The sequence below is a fragment of the Cedecea sp. Ae19-4 genome (assembly GCF_059801165.1).
In genome coordinates this window covers 297,372-315,918 of the sequence record NZ_JBCHWG010000004.1, presented here as the reverse complement: position 1 = coordinate 315,918, position 18,547 = coordinate 297,372, and the positions used below count along the sequence as shown (strand labels likewise).

Annotated in this window: 15 protein-coding genes, 1 tRNA gene and 1 pseudogene; 8 read left to right on the top strand and 9 right to left on the bottom strand. The window is 52.9% G+C overall.

All coding sequences use genetic code 11. The features are described from left to right. The first annotated feature begins 154 nt into the window (after positions 1–154). Complete coding sequence (locus tag AAIE02_RS22660) at positions 155–610, top strand: conjugal transfer nickase/helicase domain-containing protein (protein WP_498533287.1); 456 nt, start codon at positions 155–157, stop codon at positions 608–610. Between the two features lie 55 nt (positions 611–665). On the opposite strand, the gene AAIE02_RS22655 is transcribed toward AAIE02_RS22660, so the two are convergent. After that, positions 666–1,319 (bottom strand): HNH endonuclease, encoded by a 654-nt coding sequence (locus AAIE02_RS22655; RefSeq protein WP_498533286.1) that lies wholly within the window; start codon positions 1,317–1,319, stop codon positions 666–668. Between the two features lie 108 nt (positions 1,320–1,427). Next, on the bottom strand, positions 1,428–1,694 hold the full coding sequence (locus tag AAIE02_RS22650) for a hypothetical protein (protein ID WP_032734444.1): 267 nt from the start codon (positions 1,692–1,694) through the stop codon (positions 1,428–1,430). A gap of 337 nt (positions 1,695–2,031) precedes the next feature. On the opposite strand from AAIE02_RS22650, the gene fic reads away from it, so the two are divergent. Beyond that, on the top strand, positions 2,032–3,108 hold the full coding sequence (gene fic, locus AAIE02_RS22645) for a protein adenylyltransferase Fic (RefSeq protein ID WP_159403017.1): 1,077 nt from the start codon (positions 2,032–2,034) through the stop codon (positions 3,106–3,108). 268 nt (positions 3,109–3,376) lie between these two features. Here the strand turns inward: fic and AAIE02_RS22640 are convergent, their stop codons facing one another. The 4 genes and pseudogenes from AAIE02_RS22640 to AAIE02_RS22625 all read right to left on the bottom strand — a co-directional run bounded on the left by AAIE02_RS22640 (position 3,377) and on the right by AAIE02_RS22625 (position 6,757). Next, the gene (locus tag AAIE02_RS22640; RefSeq protein ID WP_057058084.1) at positions 3,377–3,742 is read right to left on the bottom strand and encodes a hypothetical protein; all 366 of its coding nucleotides are present in this window, start codon (positions 3,740–3,742) and stop codon (positions 3,377–3,379) included. Next, on the bottom strand, positions 3,739–4,251 hold the full coding sequence (locus AAIE02_RS22635; protein ID WP_040230314.1) for a hypothetical protein: 513 nt from the start codon (positions 4,249–4,251) through the stop codon (positions 3,739–3,741). The genes AAIE02_RS22640 and AAIE02_RS22635 overlap by 4 nt, the downstream gene beginning before the upstream one ends. Positions 4,252–5,205: 954 nt before the next feature. Further along, positions 5,206–6,450 (bottom strand): annotated as a pseudogene (locus tag AAIE02_RS22630) (tyrosine-type recombinase/integrase); the annotation flags it as partial. A gap of 222 nt (positions 6,451–6,672) precedes the next feature. Then, positions 6,673–6,757, bottom strand: a tRNA-Leu gene (locus AAIE02_RS22625). Between the two features lie 206 nt (positions 6,758–6,963). Here AAIE02_RS22625 and AAIE02_RS22620 point away from each other — a divergent pair. Both AAIE02_RS22620 and ahr read left to right on the top strand, forming a co-directional pair. Further along, complete coding sequence (locus AAIE02_RS22620) at positions 6,964–8,016, top strand: Gfo/Idh/MocA family protein (protein ID WP_498533285.1); 1,053 nt, start codon at positions 6,964–6,966, stop codon at positions 8,014–8,016. Positions 8,017–8,096: 80 nt separating this feature from the next. After that, the gene (ahr, locus tag AAIE02_RS22615; protein WP_498533284.1) at positions 8,097–9,116 is read left to right on the top strand and encodes an NADPH-dependent aldehyde reductase Ahr; all 1,020 of its coding nucleotides are present in this window, start codon (positions 8,097–8,099) and stop codon (positions 9,114–9,116) included. Positions 9,117–9,148: 32 nt separating this feature from the next. Here ahr and AAIE02_RS22610 read toward each other — a convergent pair whose 3' ends face one another. Further along, the gene (locus AAIE02_RS22610) at positions 9,149–10,789 is read right to left on the bottom strand and encodes a dihydroxyacetone kinase subunit DhaK (protein ID WP_498533283.1); all 1,641 of its coding nucleotides are present in this window, start codon (positions 10,787–10,789) and stop codon (positions 9,149–9,151) included. A 136-nt stretch (positions 10,790–10,925) separates the two neighbouring features. Here AAIE02_RS22610 and AAIE02_RS22605 point away from each other — a divergent pair, with 136 nt between their 5' ends. Next, positions 10,926–12,428, top strand: coding sequence for a helicase HerA-like C-terminal domain-containing protein (locus tag AAIE02_RS22605; RefSeq protein ID WP_498533282.1), 1,503 nt, complete (start codon positions 10,926–10,928; stop codon positions 12,426–12,428). Between the two features lie 211 nt (positions 12,429–12,639). Beyond that, complete coding sequence (locus AAIE02_RS22600) at positions 12,640–13,869, top strand: amino acid permease (protein WP_498533281.1); 1,230 nt, start codon at positions 12,640–12,642, stop codon at positions 13,867–13,869. Positions 13,870–14,005: 136 nt separating this feature from the next. Here the strand turns inward: AAIE02_RS22600 and lptG are convergent, their stop codons facing one another. Together lptG and lptF are read right to left on the bottom strand one after the other, a co-directional pair. Beyond that, complete coding sequence (lptG, locus tag AAIE02_RS22595) at positions 14,006–15,085, bottom strand: LPS export ABC transporter permease LptG (protein ID WP_498533280.1); 1,080 nt, start codon at positions 15,083–15,085, stop codon at positions 14,006–14,008. After that, positions 15,086–16,186, bottom strand: a complete 1,101-nt coding sequence (lptF, locus tag AAIE02_RS22590) for an LPS export ABC transporter permease LptF (protein WP_498533279.1) — start codon at positions 16,184–16,186, stop codon at positions 15,086–15,088. A 274-nt stretch (positions 16,187–16,460) separates the two neighbouring features. Between lptF and pepA the strand changes: the two genes are divergently transcribed. Both pepA and AAIE02_RS22580 read left to right on the top strand, forming a co-directional pair. Further along, positions 16,461–17,972 carry a leucyl aminopeptidase gene (pepA, locus tag AAIE02_RS22585; RefSeq protein ID WP_008460793.1) on the top strand — a complete coding sequence of 504 codons (1,512 nt, stop codon included), beginning with the start codon at positions 16,461–16,463 and terminating at the stop codon, positions 17,970–17,972. Between the two features lie 115 nt (positions 17,973–18,087). Then, positions 18,088–18,546: a DNA polymerase III subunit chi gene (locus AAIE02_RS22580; RefSeq protein ID WP_039287963.1), complete on the top strand. Its 459-nt coding sequence runs from the start codon at positions 18,088–18,090 to the stop codon at positions 18,544–18,546. Position 18,547 lies beyond the last annotated feature (1 nt).

Genomic DNA, 18,547 nt, shown 5'->3' with positions numbered 1-18,547 from the left:
GCTTATCGTTGCCAATGAGGATAAAGCGATCTGGCGCTGCATTATCCGATCGGATAAGGGCTGGTCGCCCGTTGAACCGCTGACGCTGCTGCGCCTGACGCCGTCTGCAATATGAGAACCTGGCGAACAACGTCCCGCCTGTTTTGCCGGTGATGTGACGCCGGTAAGCGAAGCTGAACCCGTCCCTGAACTTAGCGCTCCCACTCAACCGCTGCCGGAGATAGCAGACGACCCGAGGCTTGGTGACAATAACAATTTCCTGCAGTGGCTGAAGAACCACACCAACCCTTCAGGCACGGTGAATACCCGGAACGGCAAGGTACATGTGGTGGAAAACCATCTTTTCTTGATTTCGCCGGGGATCTTTAAGACATACGCAGCAGAAACTACAGGCGATACCGGCGACGGCTGGAAACTGGCACAGCGAATGTTTCAGGAGTCAGGGCTTGCCCTGCGCTGTAATGATGACAGTTTCATCTGGATCTGCGAGGTTCAGGTTCCACAAAAGAAAAGTAGTCAGTTGAAAGGTTTTCTGATGGAAGATCCGAAGCAGGTGTTGGGGGAGAAAGTGCCGGTGAATAATCCGTGGCTGAAGTTGCTGCGCGAATAGCAATTTATATCAAAATACTCTCTTCCACCGAGCTACAGCGAATGGGCTTTAATACCTAAAGAGCCGCATGATATTCAATAATTGATTTCAATTCTTCAGGCGAAAAAGGCGGATTACGCCGATGCAACATGGCGTGGCAATTAGGGCAGACGGGAATAAGATCTTTTTTGGGATCCAGAGAGTAATTCTCTTTGATGTCTGATAGCGGAATCAGGTGATGTATATGGATAAAACCTTTTGCTATCTCACCATACACCTTCATCATATCAATACCACATACTCTGCACAGACAACCATGGCAGGCTAATGCGGCCTGGCGGGCCTTGCGGTCGCGTTCATAGCGGTTAACCGTTACCTGTGTAGCTGCACCTTCATTAAATACGCTCTGCGGCGGCAGTTCATCAGGAAAAATACTGATGGCAGGCTGCTCGTTACCCAAATTTTTCTCAACGATCTGAAACCATTGATCGGTAAGCAACTTGACGCATTTCGACTTGATACCACCACTAAAATCTTCAGGGGAAAACTCAACGCCTGTCATATTTGAAGCAGCAATACCGACTATAGCTTTCGGTGGATAACTGCGCCCTTCAAAGATCACATCATACAGCCGGGACTCGCTGAACTGGTGGCGTACACCTTCATCATAGGCGCGCATAGCCGCAATAATGCATTCCCTGGTAAGCTGGTCTGGCAGTTTCTTCTTCATTTACAACTCATCCCTGAAACGACATATGCTAACTCTTTATTTTATAGCATATTAATTTATCCGGGGATAAACAGCACTCTTCAATTTCGCGTTACCGGGATACGGACATCAGTGCAGCGGTAGCGTAACGTAGCGGCAGAGAAACCGCGCTTCATGCTGATTGTCCAGCCGCACCTGAAAGACATCGTGTGTATCCTGCTCGAATGCGTATTCGCGCCACGCCAGCAGCCCCTGTTGGTTCATGCGGATAATAATCTGATCGGGCGTTTCGCCCTGATTCAATGCTTCGACTACCTGTTGCAGGGGAAGCGGTAGCGTCTGAGCAGGCCACATCACTTCAACGCTTACGAGCTGGCGGTGTGTCCGGGGTAACATCGGTAGTTTCCTCCATGGCTAGAATTTAACGGTTAATTTGCCATGAAATAGGGGCATTTTTTGCAGTTGCAAGGTCGCCGAGTAACCTCATTTAAAGGTCGATACATCTCAGGTAGTGAAGTCTCTTCCCAGGCAAATCCAGATAGTCTGCGCCAAGCGTCTGAGGGTATGTCGATAAAAAGCATTTTTTTAAACATATAGCCAAAACATGTTTATGCCATCGACACGCTGCGGCGATATGTCGATAAAACACGATTTTTTAAACATGATGCCGTGACATGCTTATAGCATCGACATATGATGTCTATATGTCGATGAAATCGGTTTTTATAAATATATGAACTTGAATCCCGAAGCCCCTTACAACGATCTGCCAAAACTGCCGCCTGATCTGCAGCAAATTGAAACTCGCAATGTACTAAAAGCGTGTATAAATGCGCGTGCGGCAATTGCAGAGCTGAAAACAGCGGGTGAGTTGATCCCCGACCAGGGATTGTTGATTAACATTCTTCCGATGCTGGAAGCGAAAGATTCCTCACGCATTGAGAACATCGTAACGACCAGCGATCAGCTCTTTCAGTATGCTGATCGTGCAGACGGAGCAGATCCAGCAACCAAAGAAGCATTGCGCTATCGTACGGCGCTTTATGATGGTTATACCCATCTTGAGACCTATCCACTTTGCACAAACACAGCAATCGCTATCTGCACCAAATTACGCGCAGTTCAGACCGATATAAGAAAAACACCGGGCACGGTACTGCGCGATCAGAATAACAGCGTGGTGTATACGCCCCCGGTGGGTGAAGATACTATCCGTAACTTATTGGCGAACTGGGAGCAGTTCATACATGGCGATGATGATTTAGATCCATTGGTGAAAATGGCTATTGCACACTATCAATTTGAGTGCATCCACCCTTTTCCGGACGGGAATGGGCGAACAGGTCGTATCCTGAATATTCTTTACCTGATTCAAAATGAATTACTTTCACTGCCTATCCTGTACCTGTCCCGCTTTATTCTGGAGAGACGTAGTGATTACTACATGCTCTTGCGTAGGGTAACAGATGAAGGAGACTGGGAATCGTGGATATTATTTATGCTGGAGGCCGTAGAAAACACGTCCCGATGGACGACTGACAAGATTGCGGTTGTTCGGGCATTGATGGCAGAAACGACCGAGTATGTACGTGAGAAGCTACCAAAAATATATACCTATGAACTCATCCAGGTGCTCTATGCGCAACCGTATTGCCGGATCGATAACCTTGTTGAACGAGGTATCGCTAAACGCCAGACGGCATCAGCGTATCTCAAACAGTTAGTCGAGATAGGCGTGCTGGAAGAAATGAGCGTTGGTCGAGAAAAGCTGTATATCAACACCAGGTTGGTTCAGGAATTGAATCAGTAAAGTGTATTAATTAGTATTAGCTCAGATTTTTCCAGAACTAATGATGACCTTAGCAAAACCTGACATTAATGGCGATGTGATAGCTGAAGCAGGCATGATTAATATCTTATTGTATTGATAATCATTTTATCATACAAAGCTAAGTCAATTAGATTGAAAACCATATTAGCATTAGATGATATATGAATAAAATCCATAGAGATTTATATTCTAGGAACCAATAAGAAATTCATATAAAAGCAGCTCCTTTCAAAGCTGCTTTATACACTTAGTTTTTTGGGAGCTTGCTTAAAATATCTTCAATCCCTGATTGCTTATACCTAACATTATCAAAAAGGTCATTAAGGACAGAAAATCTTTCTTTATACTTCCATACCTCAAGATTATTATCATCAAGGATGCAAAGAACGATTTGAGACGTCCAGTAAAACTCATCGACATCTGTGTAATATCTATACTTCTCTTCATAGATCCCAAACTTAGTTCCATTGAAATTAACGCTAAAAAATAGAGGTATATATGAATCCGAACCATGAATGATATTATAAGGAGCATCATCCCTCCTCCAAGATATACTTCCATTCAAGGTGTATCTATTTAATTGCGTGATCAACTGTATAATATTATCACTCATGATCTCGTCCATCCTAAATCTAAATTTATTTGTTCTAAGTGCATAATTACACTGCTTAACTCTGATTGGATTCCCCATAATCCTTCAATGTCGAGATGTCTGGAGCTAAGCATTCTAGATAATTTTTCATCTGTTACTGAAAGTAACCATTTTGATATTGGAGGGCTTGAATATTTAAACTGATTTTTATCAAGTTCCAACTTCCGTTTAACATCTTCCAATATTATTATTGTTGAGTGAACAGAAGCGGATACTGCGCTTTTTTTCTTATTACTAGTATTGTCTTGTTCAAATTCAGAAAGAAGTTTTGGTAAATCTTTATTTTGATCCTGAAGCTTTGAAATCAGTTCAGGAAGTCTAACTTTAACGAGATATTTATTTTCTATATCTGCCACTCTGATATATACCAAGATTGTGTATATGCCACCAACGATCGATGCAAATACTGACAACCAAGTTAGAACATTTCCGAAATTTGCCCACGAAAAGATTTCCATTTTATTGTCCATAAATTAACCACGCCAAAAAGCCTTGTACAATTTGAACTAAAATACCCTCTTCATAATAGTGCAGAAATCAATATCCAAAGGTGATTGTAACGACACTAAAACCAAATAATATCATATGTATAAAAAATCGCCAAGAATTTAATAGAAATATTTCAAATGCTTTTATCTAAATATTTTTTTGATACTGCCTCAGAATAAAAAAACTTCGGCAAACATAATATTACCAGAGATCCTTAGAGGGCCATACAAGCATCCTAATAATAAATACACCGAATATTCTAAATATTTATTCACTCTTATTTAATAAGTATTTATTCTTAAAGAAAGATTTGCTTCAACAAAATGAATTCTCGACTTTTATTAATCTGTAAAAATAATCCAACAACAGAAACAATTAGGCCAAATCTTTTGCAACGTTTAATGATTTTCAAATCAAAGAATTCGAACTCATTCAATTGTTCCTGTTGTCAACCCCCCAGCAAACAGCCCAAATCTAGTAATAACTAAATACCACCATCATTCCTACTCCCCCGACTCCACCTCATCCTGCGCCGCCATCAGAACCAACTCTGACTTCGAAATCAGCAAATCTTTCGGCTTCCCTCCTCTCAACCTGCGATTTGCCGAGCCGAACCAGATTGCTAGCCCCCACGGGGTCTTACGTTCTTTGAACAGCGAGAGAATCAGCCTGACAACCTTGAGGGGCCTCATTTTCTCATCCAGAACATAATCCGGGTACAAATCCTCACCATCGACCTTCAGCGAGAATATCTTCCCGGCGGCTTTCCAGCCTTTCGGGCCAGCATCAGGATCGGCGGAACGAAAGCCCGCTTTCGCCGATAACTCAGACGCCGTCAGCCATACCGAGTCTTCCAGTATCTGGGATTTCAACGTTTCCAGTTGTCGATCATTGCGCTCCTGAAAGCTGATATGATCGAGCGTCTCTCCTGATGGCTTTTTGAAACCATACGGCACCACATGCCTGAACCGGTTAGCATCCAGATAATCCGCCCACCACTGCATCATCTCCCGACGTTCTTCGAGATGCTGCGCCTTGTGGATATACGCCGCCCGCACGCGCTTGCGCTCCTGATGGCTCATCTGGCGCTCTACCGCGTCGCTTGACCACAGGCCCGACTCCACCAGCGCGCTACAGGCCATAGTGCGAAAACCGTGGCCGCAGACGTCTTTCTGGGTGTCGTAGCCCATCACCCGCAGCGCTTTGTTGATGGTGTTTTCGCTCATCGGTTTGCGGTAGTTATGATCGCCGGGGAATACCAGTTCAGTTCCCGGTCGGCAACGCTGCCGCACCTCGTGCAGCAGTTCGATGGCCTGACGCGACAATGGGACCAAGTGTGGGGAGTGCATCTTCGCCCCACGCGCTGAATATTTAACGCCGGGGATCGGCTCACGCTCGGCGGGGATTGTCCACATGGCGTTACGCAGATCAATCTCATCCCAGCGGGCAAAGCGCAGTTCGCTGGAGCGGATAAACAGCAGCAGCGCCAGCTTTACCGCCAGTTGAGTCAGTTGACGGCCTTTGTAATCGTCGATTCTATCCAGGAAATCAGGGATAAGATTCAAATCTAATGCAGGGTGGTGACGTACTTTGGGCGTGGAAACCGCGCCGGTTAAATCTGATGCAGGGTTATGATCGATAATGCCGTTCTGGACGGCGTAGCGCATCACGCAGGCAGTGCGCTGCTGAAGCCGGGAAGCAACATCCAGTTTACCCGCTTTCTCCACCTCTTTGATGGGTACCAGCAGGTCTTTAACCTTCATTTTGGTGATGTCGCAACTGCCGTTCGTGGGGAATACGTAAAGCTCGAAATAACGCAGCACCCGCTTCTTATGTTCCGCCGACCAGTTCACGTTGCTGGAGACCCATTCGCGTGCTACGGACTCAAACGTATGTTCCGGCGTTACAGCAAGGCGTTCAGCCTTTCGGTGTGCACTCGGATCGATGCCGGAAATCAGCAATAATTGGGCCTCTTCACGCATGCGTCTTGCCTGTGCAAGCGTCAAAAGCGGATAAGGTCCTAAAGCGAGCTTTTTCTCTTTGTTTACAAAGCGGTACTTGATGTACCAGCGTTTTGAACCGTTAGGGTTAACCAGCAGGTAAAGTCCATGCGAGTCACTGAGCTTATACGGCTTGCCACAAGGCTTGGCGTGGACTATAGCGCGATCTGTTAGTGCCATTTGGGGGCCTCACTATTATCGAACTACGTCTAAGCCCCCAATTTGGCCCCCAATTAGCGTGGATGTCAATGGATGAAAAATGACCAACACGGAAAGACCACAAAATAAATATGTCTATTAATGAAAAATAAATTATCTTTTAATTACAGACGGATATGGACGAATTTGGACGGAAATGGACACAAAAAAAGCCACCCTTAGGTAGCTAATTATTGCATCACTTGGTGCCGAAGGCCGGACTCGAACCGGCACGTATTTCTACGGTTGATTTTGAATCAACTGCGTCTACCGATTTCGCCACTTCGGCACTGAAGGGGTATGCGGAAACGTTGTGGATTATACCTGTCGCTGGCGGCCTTGCAAGCGGCGCTGTGCGTAAGTGGCGTTAAGTGCTGAATTTTTCAGCGACCTGCCGTTTTCCTCATTTCCCCATCCATGAACAACTCTACGGTTTACATTCCCGCTCGTTTGCGATGTGATTTGCTTTCAGCATGGCCACACAATGGAGCCCCCATGTCCAATCCCACTCCCCCCATGCGAGTCGCCATCATCGGGCCAGGGCAGATCGCCGAGAACGTGCATGCGGCTTACTATGCGACTAATCCTTCTTTGACTTTGGTGGCGGCCTGCGGGCGCGATCTGGCGCGTACTCGGGCATTTACGGATAAGCTTGGTATGCCGGCGGCATATGACGATGTCGGGCAGATGCTGCGTGAGGTGAAGCCGGAGATCGTCAGCGTTTGCTCGCCCAATATTCTGCACTATGAGCACGTGATGCAGGCTCTGGAGGCGGGTTGCCATGTGCTGTGCGAGAAGCCTCCGGCAATGACTGTCGCGCAGGCCGACGAGATGCGGCGGGCGGCGAAAAAAGCCAATCGAATGCTGGCCTACAATTTCCACCATCGCTTTGCGCTGGACAGCGCCCTGCTGCGCGAGCAGGTTGAGTCCGGGGCGTTGGGGGATATCTATGTCACCACGGCCAAAGCCCTGCGCCGCAGCGGCGTGCCGTCGTGGGGGAATTTCATCAGTAAGGATTCGCAGGGCGGCGGCCCGCTTATCGATCTCGGCATTCATATGCTCGATGCGGCGCTTTACGTGCTCGGCTTCCCGAAAGTGACGCGGGTGATGGCCCACAGCTTCCGCAGGCTGGGCAACACGAAAAACAGCGGGCAGTTTGGCGAGTGGGATCCGGCGCTTTATACGGTGGAAGACGCGCTGTTCGGCGTGGTGGAGTTCGAGGGCGGCGGAATTCTACGCCTGGACACCTCTTTTATTCTCAACGTGGAAGAAACCTCGCAAATGAACGTCGAGTTCTGCGGCGAACGCGCCGGTGCCACGCTGTTCCCGGCGCATATTTATCACGACCGCGACGGCAAGCTGGAAACGCTCCAGCGCCGGGAGGCCGCCGACGATCGCCGCCATTTCCGCGCCATGGAAAGCTTTGTCCGCCACGTTCAGGGCGAGACAGCCATGGTGGCCGATGCCGAACAGGGTTATGTCGTGCAGCAGATCGTCGCCGCGCTCTATGCTTCAGCGGAACAGGGCGGCGGCTGGGTAAAGCTTTAACCCTTCTGGGCACATTCCACCAGGTCGCTCCTTCCCCCAATGTTCTACACTGGTTGCAGAGCCAATATGGAGGAAGAGCGATGTCTGTTATCAAAAGTTATGCCGCGCCAAAGGCCAGTGCGGAGCTGGCGCTTCAGGATTTCGACGCGGGCGATCTGCTGCCGGAAGATGTCGAGGTGAAAGTCGAGTACTGCGGCATCTGCCACTCGGATTTGTCGATGATCGACAATGAATGGGGGTTCTCGCAGTATCCGCTGGTCGCCGGGCATGAGGTGATTGGCCGCGTGCATGCGCTGGGGTCGGCGGCACAAAACAAGGGGCTCAAAGTCGGCCAACGCGTCGGCATCGGCTGGACGGCGAGAAGCTGTGGCCACTGCGATGCGTGTATCAGCGGCGGCCAGATAAACTGCCAGGAAGGCAGCGTCCCGACCATCGTAAACCACGGCGGCTTCGCCGACAAAATTCGAGCAGACTGGCAATGGGTAATCCCGCTGCCGGACTCCATTGATATAGAGTCCGCCGGGCCGCTGCTGTGCGGCGGCATCACGGTGTTTAAACCGCTGCTGATGCACCACATCACCGCCACCAGCCGCGTGGGCGTGATCGGCATCGGCGGCCTCGGGCACATCGCTATCAAGCTGCTGCACGCCATGGGCTGCGAGGTGACGGCGTTCAGCTCTAACCCGTCCAAAAAAGAAGAAGTGCTGGCGATGGGCGCGGATAAAGTGGTGAACAGCCGCGATCCGGCCGAGTTAACCGCGCTGGCGGGCCAGTTTGATCTGATCATCAATACCGTCAACGTCGACCTGGACTGGATGCCGTACTTCAAGGCGCTGGCGTACGGTGGCAACTTCCACACGGTTGGCGCAGTCATGAAGCCGTTCGAGGTGCCGGCCTTCACCCTGATTGCCGGGGACCGCAGCATCTCCGGGTCAGCAACCGGCTCCCCGCACGAGCTACGTTCGCTGATGAAGCTGGCGGGCCGGGCGAAGGTGCAGCCGCAGATCGAGCTGTACCCGATGTCGAAAATCAACGAAGCCATCCAGCACGTACGCGACGGCAAAGCCCGCTACCGCGTGGTGTTGAAAGCGGATTTCTGATGTAAAAAAGGCTCCCTCGGGAGCCTTTTTAGTCACTTAACCAGCCCGGCAAATACCTCAGCCACGGCGACCGCCCCCGGATCTTTCACGCCATCGAGGTTGTCGCTGTTCACATAGGACGAGCGCCCGGCGTTGGCTTTTTGCATCTTCGCCGTGTCGGCCGCGCCCTTCTCTGCTGCCTTCGCGGCGGCTTTCAGGTCTTTATCCCTCAGCGCTTCCAGCGCCGGCTGCAGGGCGTCGATTAACGTTCTGTCGCCCAGGTCCGCCCCGCCGTAGCGCTTCATCTGCGCCAGGCCAAACAGCAGGGACTCCGCCAGCGGCTGCTTCTCACTGACTTTTTGCCCGGCGGCGGTGAAGAAGATCGACATCAGCACGCCGCTGGAGCCGCCCATCACCGTTGCCAGTCGCTCGCCTACCAGCCCCAGCAGCGCGGCGGTATCGTTTAGCGGCAGCTTGCCTTTGTCGTTCAGGTTGGCGATGTCGCGCGCACCTTCGGCAAAGGTTGAGCCGGTGTCACCGTCGCCCACTTTGGCGTCCAGCGCGTTGAGGTGGTTTTCCTGGGCGATCAGCGTTTGGGTCACGCTTACTACCAGGGCTTTCACCTCGTCGTTAGCGGAAGGTTTTATCGCGTGGTCTTCGCGGATAACCGCCTGCTTCTGCTCCGGCATCGGGTGATATTTCACCATCGGCTGCCAGCCTGCGGTTTCCACGTCAGATTCAAGCGCCTGAATAAAGTCCGGGCTAAGCTTGATGGCGGAGAGCGAGAAGCCTTTCATGTCCAGGGCGCTGACCAGCGGCGCGGGGCCGATCAGATATTTGATCTGCGAACCGAGATCCGAATGCATCAGCTCTTTGGTCAGGAGCGCCATTTCTAGCGAGGAAACGCCGCCGAGGTTGTTGATCAGCACCGCCAGGTCGCTCTCTTTGCCCGTCGCTTTGCGCAGGTGCTTCACCAGCGTGGCAATCACCTCTTTGCTGTTTTGGGTATCCACGGTGCTGGCACCCGGCTCTCCGTGAATGCCCAACCCAAGCTCGACGTGGCCGCCTTTAATGCGCCCTTCTGCATCATCGCTGCCCGGCAGGTTACAGGTTTGCATCGCCACGCCCATGCTGGCAATGCTGTCGCAGGCCTTTTGCGCGATGTCCCGCACGTCGCCGAGAGATTTGCCCTGCTCTGCGGCATAGCCCGCAATTTTATGCACCAGCGCCGTGCCGGCGATGCCGCGCGGCTGTTTGTTATCCGGCAGCGAAATATCGTCGCCGACGATCACCATCTCGACCTTCAGCCCGTGTTTTTTTGCTTTCTCGGCGGCCAGGCCGAAGTTCAGCCTGTCGCCGGTGTAGTTTTTGACGATCAGCAGGCAGCCGCGATCCCCGGTGACGCCGACAATGGCGTTCAGCACCACATCCACGCTCGGGGAGGCAAACAGGTCGCCGCACACCGCCGCGGTAAGCATACCTTTGCCGACGAAGCCCACATGTGCGGGTTCGTGGCCGGAGCCGCCGCCGGAAATGATCGCCACTTTGCTTTTGTCCCAGTCGCTGCGGGCCACCACGCGGATCGCCGGGTCGATATCCAGCCGCACAAGGTTGCGGTAGCGGGAACTGACAATGACGCCTTCGATGGCATCGTTAACCAACTGCTTGCGATCGTTATAAAAGAATCTGGACATAGCTTTCCCTGGTTGTGTAAGAGATCTGCCAAGCATAGTCCTTTGCCGGGCCGACGGGGTAAACATGGGAAGATCCTGATGCTCAATTCGTGCGGAAGGCTATGCTTTAGACAAATGTTGCCACAGGGAAACGCTCATGACTGAACCACTGCTGATTGCCAGAACCAAAGAGACTGAACTGCATATTCTGCCCAACATGGCGAACCGCCACGGGTTGATCACCGGCGCAACCGGGACGGGCAAAACCGTGACGCTGCAGAAGCTGGCTGAGTCCTTCTCAGAGATTGGCGTGCCGGTGTTTATGGCCGACGTGAAGGGAGATTTAACCGGCGTGGCCGAAAAAGGTGCCGAGTCTGAGAAGCTCCTCGCCAGGCTTGCCAATATCGGCGTGACGGACTGGTCGCCGCACGGCAATCCGGTGGTGCTGTGGGATATCTTCGGCGAGAAAGGGCATCCTGTTCGCGCCACCGTCTGCGATCTCGGGCCTTTGCTGCTGGCACGGCTGCTGAACCTGAACGATGTGCAAAGCGGCGTGCTGCAGATCATTTTCCGCATTTCGGACGACCAGGGCCTGCCGCTGCTGGACTTTAAAGACCTGCGCGCCCTGACTCAGTACATCGGTGATAACGCCAAAGCCTTCCAGACGCAGTACGGCAATATCAGCAGCGCTTCCGTCGGGGCCATTCAGCGCGGGCTGCTTTCTCTGGAGCAGCAGGGCGCGGAGTATTTCTTCGGCGAGCCGATGCTGGATATCAAAGACTGGATGCGCACCGATTCAAACGGCAAAGGGATCATCAATATTCTGTCGGCGGAAAAGCTCTACCAGATGCCGAAGCTGTACGCCGCCAGCCTGCTGTGGATGCTGTCCGAGCTTTATGAGCAGTTGCCGGAAGCGGGCGATCTCGATAAACCGAAACTGGTGTTCTTCTTTGACGAAGCGCACCTGCTGTTTAACGATGCCCCGCAGGTTCTGCTGGATAAAATCGAGCAGGTGATCAGGCTGATCCGCTCCAAAGGCGTCGGCGTGTACTTCGTGACGCAAAACCCTGCCGATGTGCCCGACATTGTGCTTGGCCAGCTGGGTAACCGCGTCCAGCACGCCCTGCGCGCCTTTACGCCCAAAGACCAGAAGGCGGTGAAGGCAGCGGCGCAAACCATGCGAGCGAATCCGGCTTTCGATACCGAAAAGGCTATTCAGGAACTGGGCACCGGCGAGGCGCTAATCTCCTTCCTCGACGCCAAAGGCAGCCCGACGGTGGTCGAGCGCGCGATGGTGATCGCCCCTTGTTCACGCATGGGGCCGGTGACGGACGACGAGCGTAACGGCCTGCTGAATCACTCCCCGCTGTACGGCAAATATGACGAAGTGATTGACCGGGAATCGGCCTACGAGATCCTTCAAAAAGGCGTGCAGGCCGCGGGAGAGCAGCAGGACGCGCCACCGGCTAAAGGTCAGGCCGTGGCGGTGGACGACGGAATTCTCGGTGGGTTGAAGGATATTCTGTTCGGCAGCACCGGGCCACGAGGCGGCAAGCGCGATGGCGTGGTGCAGACGATGGCAAAGAGTGCGGCCAGGCAGGTAACGAACCAGATTATTCGCGGCGTACTGGGCAGCATTATGGGGGGGCGTAAGCGGTAGGTTCTGCGATTTCCCCCTCACCCTAACCCTCAAGGGAGAGGGGATCTTTCTCTTTCTGCCCGTTCAATTGAGCCAGTACTTCTTTCCTTCCCCCTCTCCCTTCCAGGGTGAGGGTAATAACCTCTGCAATAACAGCCACATGACTCACCAGGTCAGTTTTGTGCTAGATTACGCCGGTTTTTGGAAATCAGTCAGAAGAAAAGATTAAATAATGCGCAAATTCTGGACAAAAGAAGAAACTTTGTGGAGTTTCGCCTTATATGGTACTGCCGTTGGCGCAGGAACCCTTTTTCTCCCTATTCAGCTCGGCTCAGCCGGCGCCATCGTTCTGCTTCTCACGGCATTGATTGCCTACCCACTGACCTACTGGCCGCACCGGGCGCTGTGTCAGTTTATCCTGTCGGCAAAAACCTCTGGCAGCGGCGGTATCACCAGCGCCGTAACCCACTACTACGGCAAAACGATCGGCAACCTGATCACCGGGCTCTACTTCGTCGCGTTTTTTGTGGTGATCCTGATTTATGCCGTCGCGATTACCAATTCGCTCATCGAGCAGTTAGCCAAACACGGGCCGATTACGACCACAATCAGAGTGCTAGTTAGCCTTGGCGTCGTTGCGGCGCTGAACCTGATCTTCCTGATGGGGCGGCAGGTGACCATCAAAGTGATGGGGTTCCTGGTTTTCCCGCTGATTGCCTACTTCCTGTTTTTATCCCTCTATTTGACCAGCAGCTGGCAGACGTCTTTGCTGACCGAGGGCTTAGTCCTCGACCGCCACGCATTGGGTGAGATCTGGATGTCGATTCCGGTGATGGTCTTCGCCTTCAGCCACACGCCGATTATCTCTACATTTGCCGTAGCGCAGCGCGAAAGCCACGGCGAAGGCGCGATGAATAACAGCAAGAAAATCATGCGCGTCGCCTATTTTGTGATTTGCTGCAGCGTGCTGTTCTTCGTGTTTAGCTGCTTCCTGTCTATTCCGGCTCAGGATATTACCGCCGCGAAGGCTCAGGGCCTGACCATTCTGTCCGCGCTGTCGATGGTGCCGGGCACGCCGGCCTGGCTGGGTATTTCAGGCTTTATCGTTGCGATAGTGGCAATGTCCAAGTCGTTTCTGGGCACCTATTTCGGGGTGATTGAAGGGGCAACGGCGATTGTTAAGTCCACGCTGGGTGCGGCGGGTATGAGCCGAAGCCGGGCCTTCTGTCGGGCGCTGTCTATTACCCTGATTTCGCTGCTGACCTTCGTGGTGTGCTATATCAACCCGAATGCGCTGGCGATGATTTATGCCATCAGCGGGCCTCTTATCGCACTGATTCTGTTTATTATGCCAACCCTGTCAACTTATCTCGTACCCGCGCTTAAGCCTTGGCGTTCACTGGCGAATCTGCTGACGCTGATTATCGGTATTTTGTGTGTGTCGGTGATGTTTATTCACTGAGTTCCCTCTTCGAGAGAGAAAAGAAACACCATGATTTCGGCAAGCCTGCAGCTTGAGACAAAACGAAAGAAAAGCAGAAGAGCATCAGTCAGATCCCCTCTCCCTTTTAGGGAGAGGGTTAGGGTGAGGGTAAAACTTATCCCGCTCTTTTCGTCAGCATCCAGAGGCTGATCAGCAGGAAGGTCACGCTAGGCAGCAGCGCCCCCAGAATCGGCGGAATGTTGTACACCAGCGTTAGCGGGCCAAACACCTGATCCAGCACGTAGAAGATAAAACCGAAGCTTATCCCCGTCACCACTCGCACGCCCATCGGCACGCTACGCAGCGGGCCAAAGATGAACGACAGCGCCATTAGCATCATTACCGCCACCGAAACCGGGGCGAAAATCTTGCTCCACATATTCAACTGGTAGCGTCGGGAGTCCTGGCCGCTGGTTTTCAGGTACTTGATATAACCATAAAGTCCACTGATCGACAGCGAGTCAGGATCAAGCGCAACCACGCCGAGCTTGTCGGGCGTCAGGTTGGTTTTCCATTCCCCACTCACGGTTTGCGACCCGGTAATCTGCTTTGGATCGGAGAGATTTGATTCGTCAACCTGCGACAGACGCCAGACTTTATGCTCGGCGTCATACTTCGCCGCCGCGGCATTGCGAACCGAAAGCAGGCGGCGCTCACCGTTGAAATGGTAAATCATGATGCCGGCAATTTCTGTTTCGCTGTTGACGTGATCGATATAAACGAAGTCATGGCCGTCTTTCGCCCAAATGGCGTTGGTGGTGGACAGCAATGAACCGCCAAGCAGCATTTGCGCACGGTAGTTACGCGCCATTTGCTCGCCCTGAGGGGCAACCCATTCACCGATTGCCATGGTCAGCAGCACCAGCGGAATTGCGGTTTTCATTACCGAGGAGGCGATTTGCATCCGGGTGTAGCCGGACGCCTGCATCACCACCAGCTCACTGCGCTGAGCCAGCATCCCCAGCCCCAGCAGCGCGCCTAATAACGCGGCCATCGGGAAGAAGATCTGAACATCTTTTGGCACGCTGAGCAGGGTGTACATCCCCGCACCCGCTGCGGAATAAGAACCCTGGCCCGTTTTTTTCAACTGGTCAACGAACTTAATGATTCCCGACAGCGACACCAGCATAAACAGCGTCATCATGATGGTGTTTAAGATGGTTTTACCGATGTAACGGTCAAGTACGCCAAACATTTAAGCCGCTCCTTTATAGCTAAAGCGGGCACGCACTTTGCGCATCGGTACCGTATCCCACAGGTTCAGGACAACGGCCAGCGCCAGGTACGCCAGGTTGACCGCCCACATCCAAATCATCGGATCCAGCTTTTCCTTTGATCCGCTGGAACGCAAAGAGCTTTGCAACAGGAAGAAGACCAGATACAGCAGCATGGCGGGAAGCATAGACAACACGCGCCCCTGACGCGGGTTCACCACGCTCAACGGGACCACCATCAGGGCCATGATCACCACCGACATGATGAGCGTCAGGCGCCAGTGCAGCTCGGCGCGCGCGGAAGGCTCTGGGTTTTTCCACAGTTCGGTCATGCTCATTTGGCTGATATCGGACGGATCAAGCATCACCGCCTGGTGCCCCACCACGGCCTGGTAATCTTTAAAATCTGTAATGCGGAAATCGCGCAGCGTTGAGGTCCCTTCAAAGCGGGTACCGGTATTCAGCTTAACAATCTGCGTGCCGTCCGGGCGCTGGAAGATTTGGCCAGAGTCCGCGACCACAACGGAAGGGCGTGTACTGCCCTTCGGACGCACCTGGGCAAGGAAAACGTCGTTGAACGCTTTCCCCTTTACGCTTTCGATAAACAGCACCGCGCTACCGTTGGTCGCCACCTGGAACTGCCCTTGCGCCAGGGCGGCCATACCAGGGTTAGCTCTGGCTTCAGCCAGCACTTCGTCCTGGTGACGAGCGGACCACGGGTTCAGCCACATCACGTTTACGGTGGCAACAATTCCGGTGAAGAGTGCGAGAACCATCGCGGCTTTGACCAGTACTGCTTTACTCAGACCGCAGGCATGCATTACCGTGATTTCACTCTCGGTGTACAAGCGGCCGAGCGTCATCAGTAAGCCGAGGAAAAGGCTCAGGGGAAGGATTAGCTGCGCCATTTCAGGCACACCTAAACCCAGCAGAGATAAAACCAGATTTGTCGGGATTTCGCCGTCGGCCGCAGCACCGAGGATCCTAACCAGCTTCTGAGCAAAGAAAATCAGCAGCAGGATGAAAAGGATCGCCAGTTGGCTCTTAAGCGTCTCCCGAACCAGATACTTTATGATAATCACATTAAATACGCCTGTAGAAACGAGTCTTTTTGCAGGAAAATCGCTTGTTTCATCGCTTATACGTCATTTATTCTCTTTAATCGTCGAAAACATCGCTAAGATTAGATAGCCCGGCGAACTCGCATTACGGGACGATGTTCAGACACAATAGAAAACGTAAATCCATTCGTTAAGATTAACACGAAGTCATCGCAACAGCGGAGATGAGTTACGAAAGCTTGCAATTCTAGCCTGTAGCCCCCGCCGTTGTCTTTAAGATTCAGGAGCGTAGTGCATGGAGTTCAGTGTAAAAAGCGGTAGCCCCGAGAAACAGCGTAGTGCCTGCATCGTTGTGGGAGTCTTTGAACCGCGTCGCCTGTCCCCGATCGCAGAACAACTCGATAAAATCAGCGATGGCTACATCAGCGCGCTTCTGCGCCGTGGTGAGCTGGAAGGAAAACCAGGGCAAACCTTATTGCTTCACCACGTACCGAACGTGCTGTCTGAACGCATTCTGTTGATTGGCTGCGGCAAAGAGCGCGAGCTTGATGAGCGCCAGTACAAGCAGGTGATTCAGAAAACCATCAACACGCTCAACGACACCGGCTCAATGGAAGCCGTTTGCTTCCTGACCGAACTGCACGTCAAAGGCCGTAACACCTACTGGAAAGTACGCCAGGCGGTTGAGACAGCGAAAGAGACGCTGTACAGCTTCGATCAGCTGAAAACCAACAAAACCGAACCACGCCGTCCGCTGCGTAAAATGGTGTTCAACGTGCCAACTCGTCGTGAGTTGACCAGCGGTGAGCGCGCCATTCAGCACGGCCTGGCTATCGCGTCCGGCATCAAAGCCGCGAAAGATCTCGGCAACATGCCGCCAAACATCTGTAACGCCGCTTACCTGGCTTCTCAGGCTCGTCAACTGGCGGACTCGTTCAGCAAAAACGTGGTCACCCGTGTGATTGGCGAACAGCAGATGAAAGAGCTGGGCATGCACTCCTATCTCGCGGTAGGCGAAGGCTCGCAGAACGAATCACTGATGTCGGTGATTGAATATAAAGGCAATGCCTCCCCGGATGCTCGTCCGATTGTGCTGGTTGGCAAAGGCTTAACCTTTGACTCCGGCGGTATCTCCATCAAACCTGCCGAAGGCATGGATGAGATGAAGTACGACATGTGCGGCGCGGCTTCCGTTTACGGCGTGATGCGCATGGTGGCGGAGCTGAACCTGCCGGTGAACGTCATTGGCGTCCTTGCCGGTTGTGAAAATATGCCAGGCGGGCGCGCTTATCGCCCGGGTGATGTGCTGACGACGATGTCCGGCCAGACCGTTGAAGTGCTAAATACCGATGCCGAAGGCCGTCTGGTGCTGTGTGACGTGCTGACCTACGTCGAGCGCTTTGAGCCAGAAGTGGTTATCGACGTCGCAACGCTGACTGGCGCCTGCGTCATCGCCCTTGGCCATCACATCACCGGCCTGATGTCGAATCACAATCCGCTGGCGCACGAGCTGATCAGCGCGTCTGAGCAAGCCGGTGACCGCGCATGGCGTCTGCCGCTGGGTGACGAGTATCAGGAACAGCTGGAGTCCAACTTTGCCGATATGGCAAACATTGGCGGCCGTCCTGGTGGCGCGATTACGGCGGCGTGCTTCCTGTCTCGCTTTACCCGCAAGTACAACTGGGCTCACCTGGACATCGCCGGCACCGCATGGCGCTCCGGCAAGGCAAAAGGCGCAACTGGCCGCCCTGTCGCCCTGCTGTCCCAGTTCCTGTTGAACCGTTCCGGGTTTAACGGCGAAGAGTAAGCGTAAAGCTTTACCCTCACCCCGGACGGGCATAAAACGCCGTTTGGTTCCCTCGCCCCTCTGGGGAGAGGGTTAGGGTGAGGGGCAACAACATTCAACTTAACAAGCTGGTCTCATGAAAAACGCAACGTTTTACCTGCTGGATAACGACACTCATGCCGAAGGGCTAAGTGCCGTGGAACAGCTGGTGTGCGAGCTGGCTGCGGATGGATTCCGTGCAGGCAAGCGGGTACTGGTCGCTTGCGAAAACGAACAGCAGGCGATTCGCCTCGACGAAGCGCTCTGGCAGCGAGATGCTCAGGCATTCGTCCCGCACAATCTGGCTGGTGAAGGCCCACGCTACGGCGCGCCGGTTGAGCTGGCATGGCCTCAGCGCCGCGGCAGCGCGCCCCGGGATTTGCTGATTAGCCTGCTGCCACAGTTCGCAGATTTTGCCACCGCTTTCCTGGAAGTGATAGACTTCGTACCTTACGAAGAATCCCAGAAACAACTGGCCCGCGAGCGCTACAAAGCGTACCGCGTTGCCGGTTTCCACTTGACTACGGCGACCTATACCCCGCCGGGAACGACATAGC

What these genes read in the sequence shown, in the direction of transcription:
- AAIE02_RS22655 (WP_498533286.1), bottom strand. Translation starts at nt 1,319, where the DNA reads ATGAAGAAGAAACTGCCAGACCAGCTTACCAGGGAATGCATTATTGCG.
- AAIE02_RS22650 (WP_032734444.1), bottom strand. Translation starts at nt 1,694, where the DNA reads ATGTTACCCCGGACACACCGCCAGCTCGTAAGCGTTGAAGTGATGTGG.
- fic (WP_159403017.1), top strand. Translation starts at nt 2,032, where the DNA reads ATGAACTTGAATCCCGAAGCCCCTTACAACGATCTGCCAAAACTGCCG.
- AAIE02_RS22640 (WP_057058084.1), bottom strand. Translation starts at nt 3,742, where the DNA reads ATGAGTGATAATATTATACAGTTGATCACGCAATTAAATAGATACACC.
- AAIE02_RS22635 (WP_040230314.1), bottom strand. Translation starts at nt 4,251, where the DNA reads ATGGACAATAAAATGGAAATCTTTTCGTGGGCAAATTTCGGAAATGTT.
- AAIE02_RS22620 (WP_498533285.1), top strand. Translation starts at nt 6,964, where the DNA reads ATGTCCAATCCCACTCCCCCCATGCGAGTCGCCATCATCGGGCCAGGG.
- ahr (WP_498533284.1), top strand. Translation starts at nt 8,097, where the DNA reads ATGTCTGTTATCAAAAGTTATGCCGCGCCAAAGGCCAGTGCGGAGCTG.
- AAIE02_RS22610 (WP_498533283.1), bottom strand. Translation starts at nt 10,789, where the DNA reads ATGTCCAGATTCTTTTATAACGATCGCAAGCAGTTGGTTAACGATGCC.
- AAIE02_RS22605 (WP_498533282.1), top strand. Translation starts at nt 10,926, where the DNA reads ATGACTGAACCACTGCTGATTGCCAGAACCAAAGAGACTGAACTGCAT.
- AAIE02_RS22600 (WP_498533281.1), top strand. Translation starts at nt 12,640, where the DNA reads ATGCGCAAATTCTGGACAAAAGAAGAAACTTTGTGGAGTTTCGCCTTA.
- lptG (WP_498533280.1), bottom strand. Translation starts at nt 15,085, where the DNA reads ATGTTTGGCGTACTTGACCGTTACATCGGTAAAACCATCTTAAACACC.
- pepA (WP_008460793.1), top strand. Translation starts at nt 16,461, where the DNA reads ATGGAGTTCAGTGTAAAAAGCGGTAGCCCCGAGAAACAGCGTAGTGCC.
- AAIE02_RS22580 (WP_039287963.1), top strand. Translation starts at nt 18,088, where the DNA reads ATGAAAAACGCAACGTTTTACCTGCTGGATAACGACACTCATGCCGAA.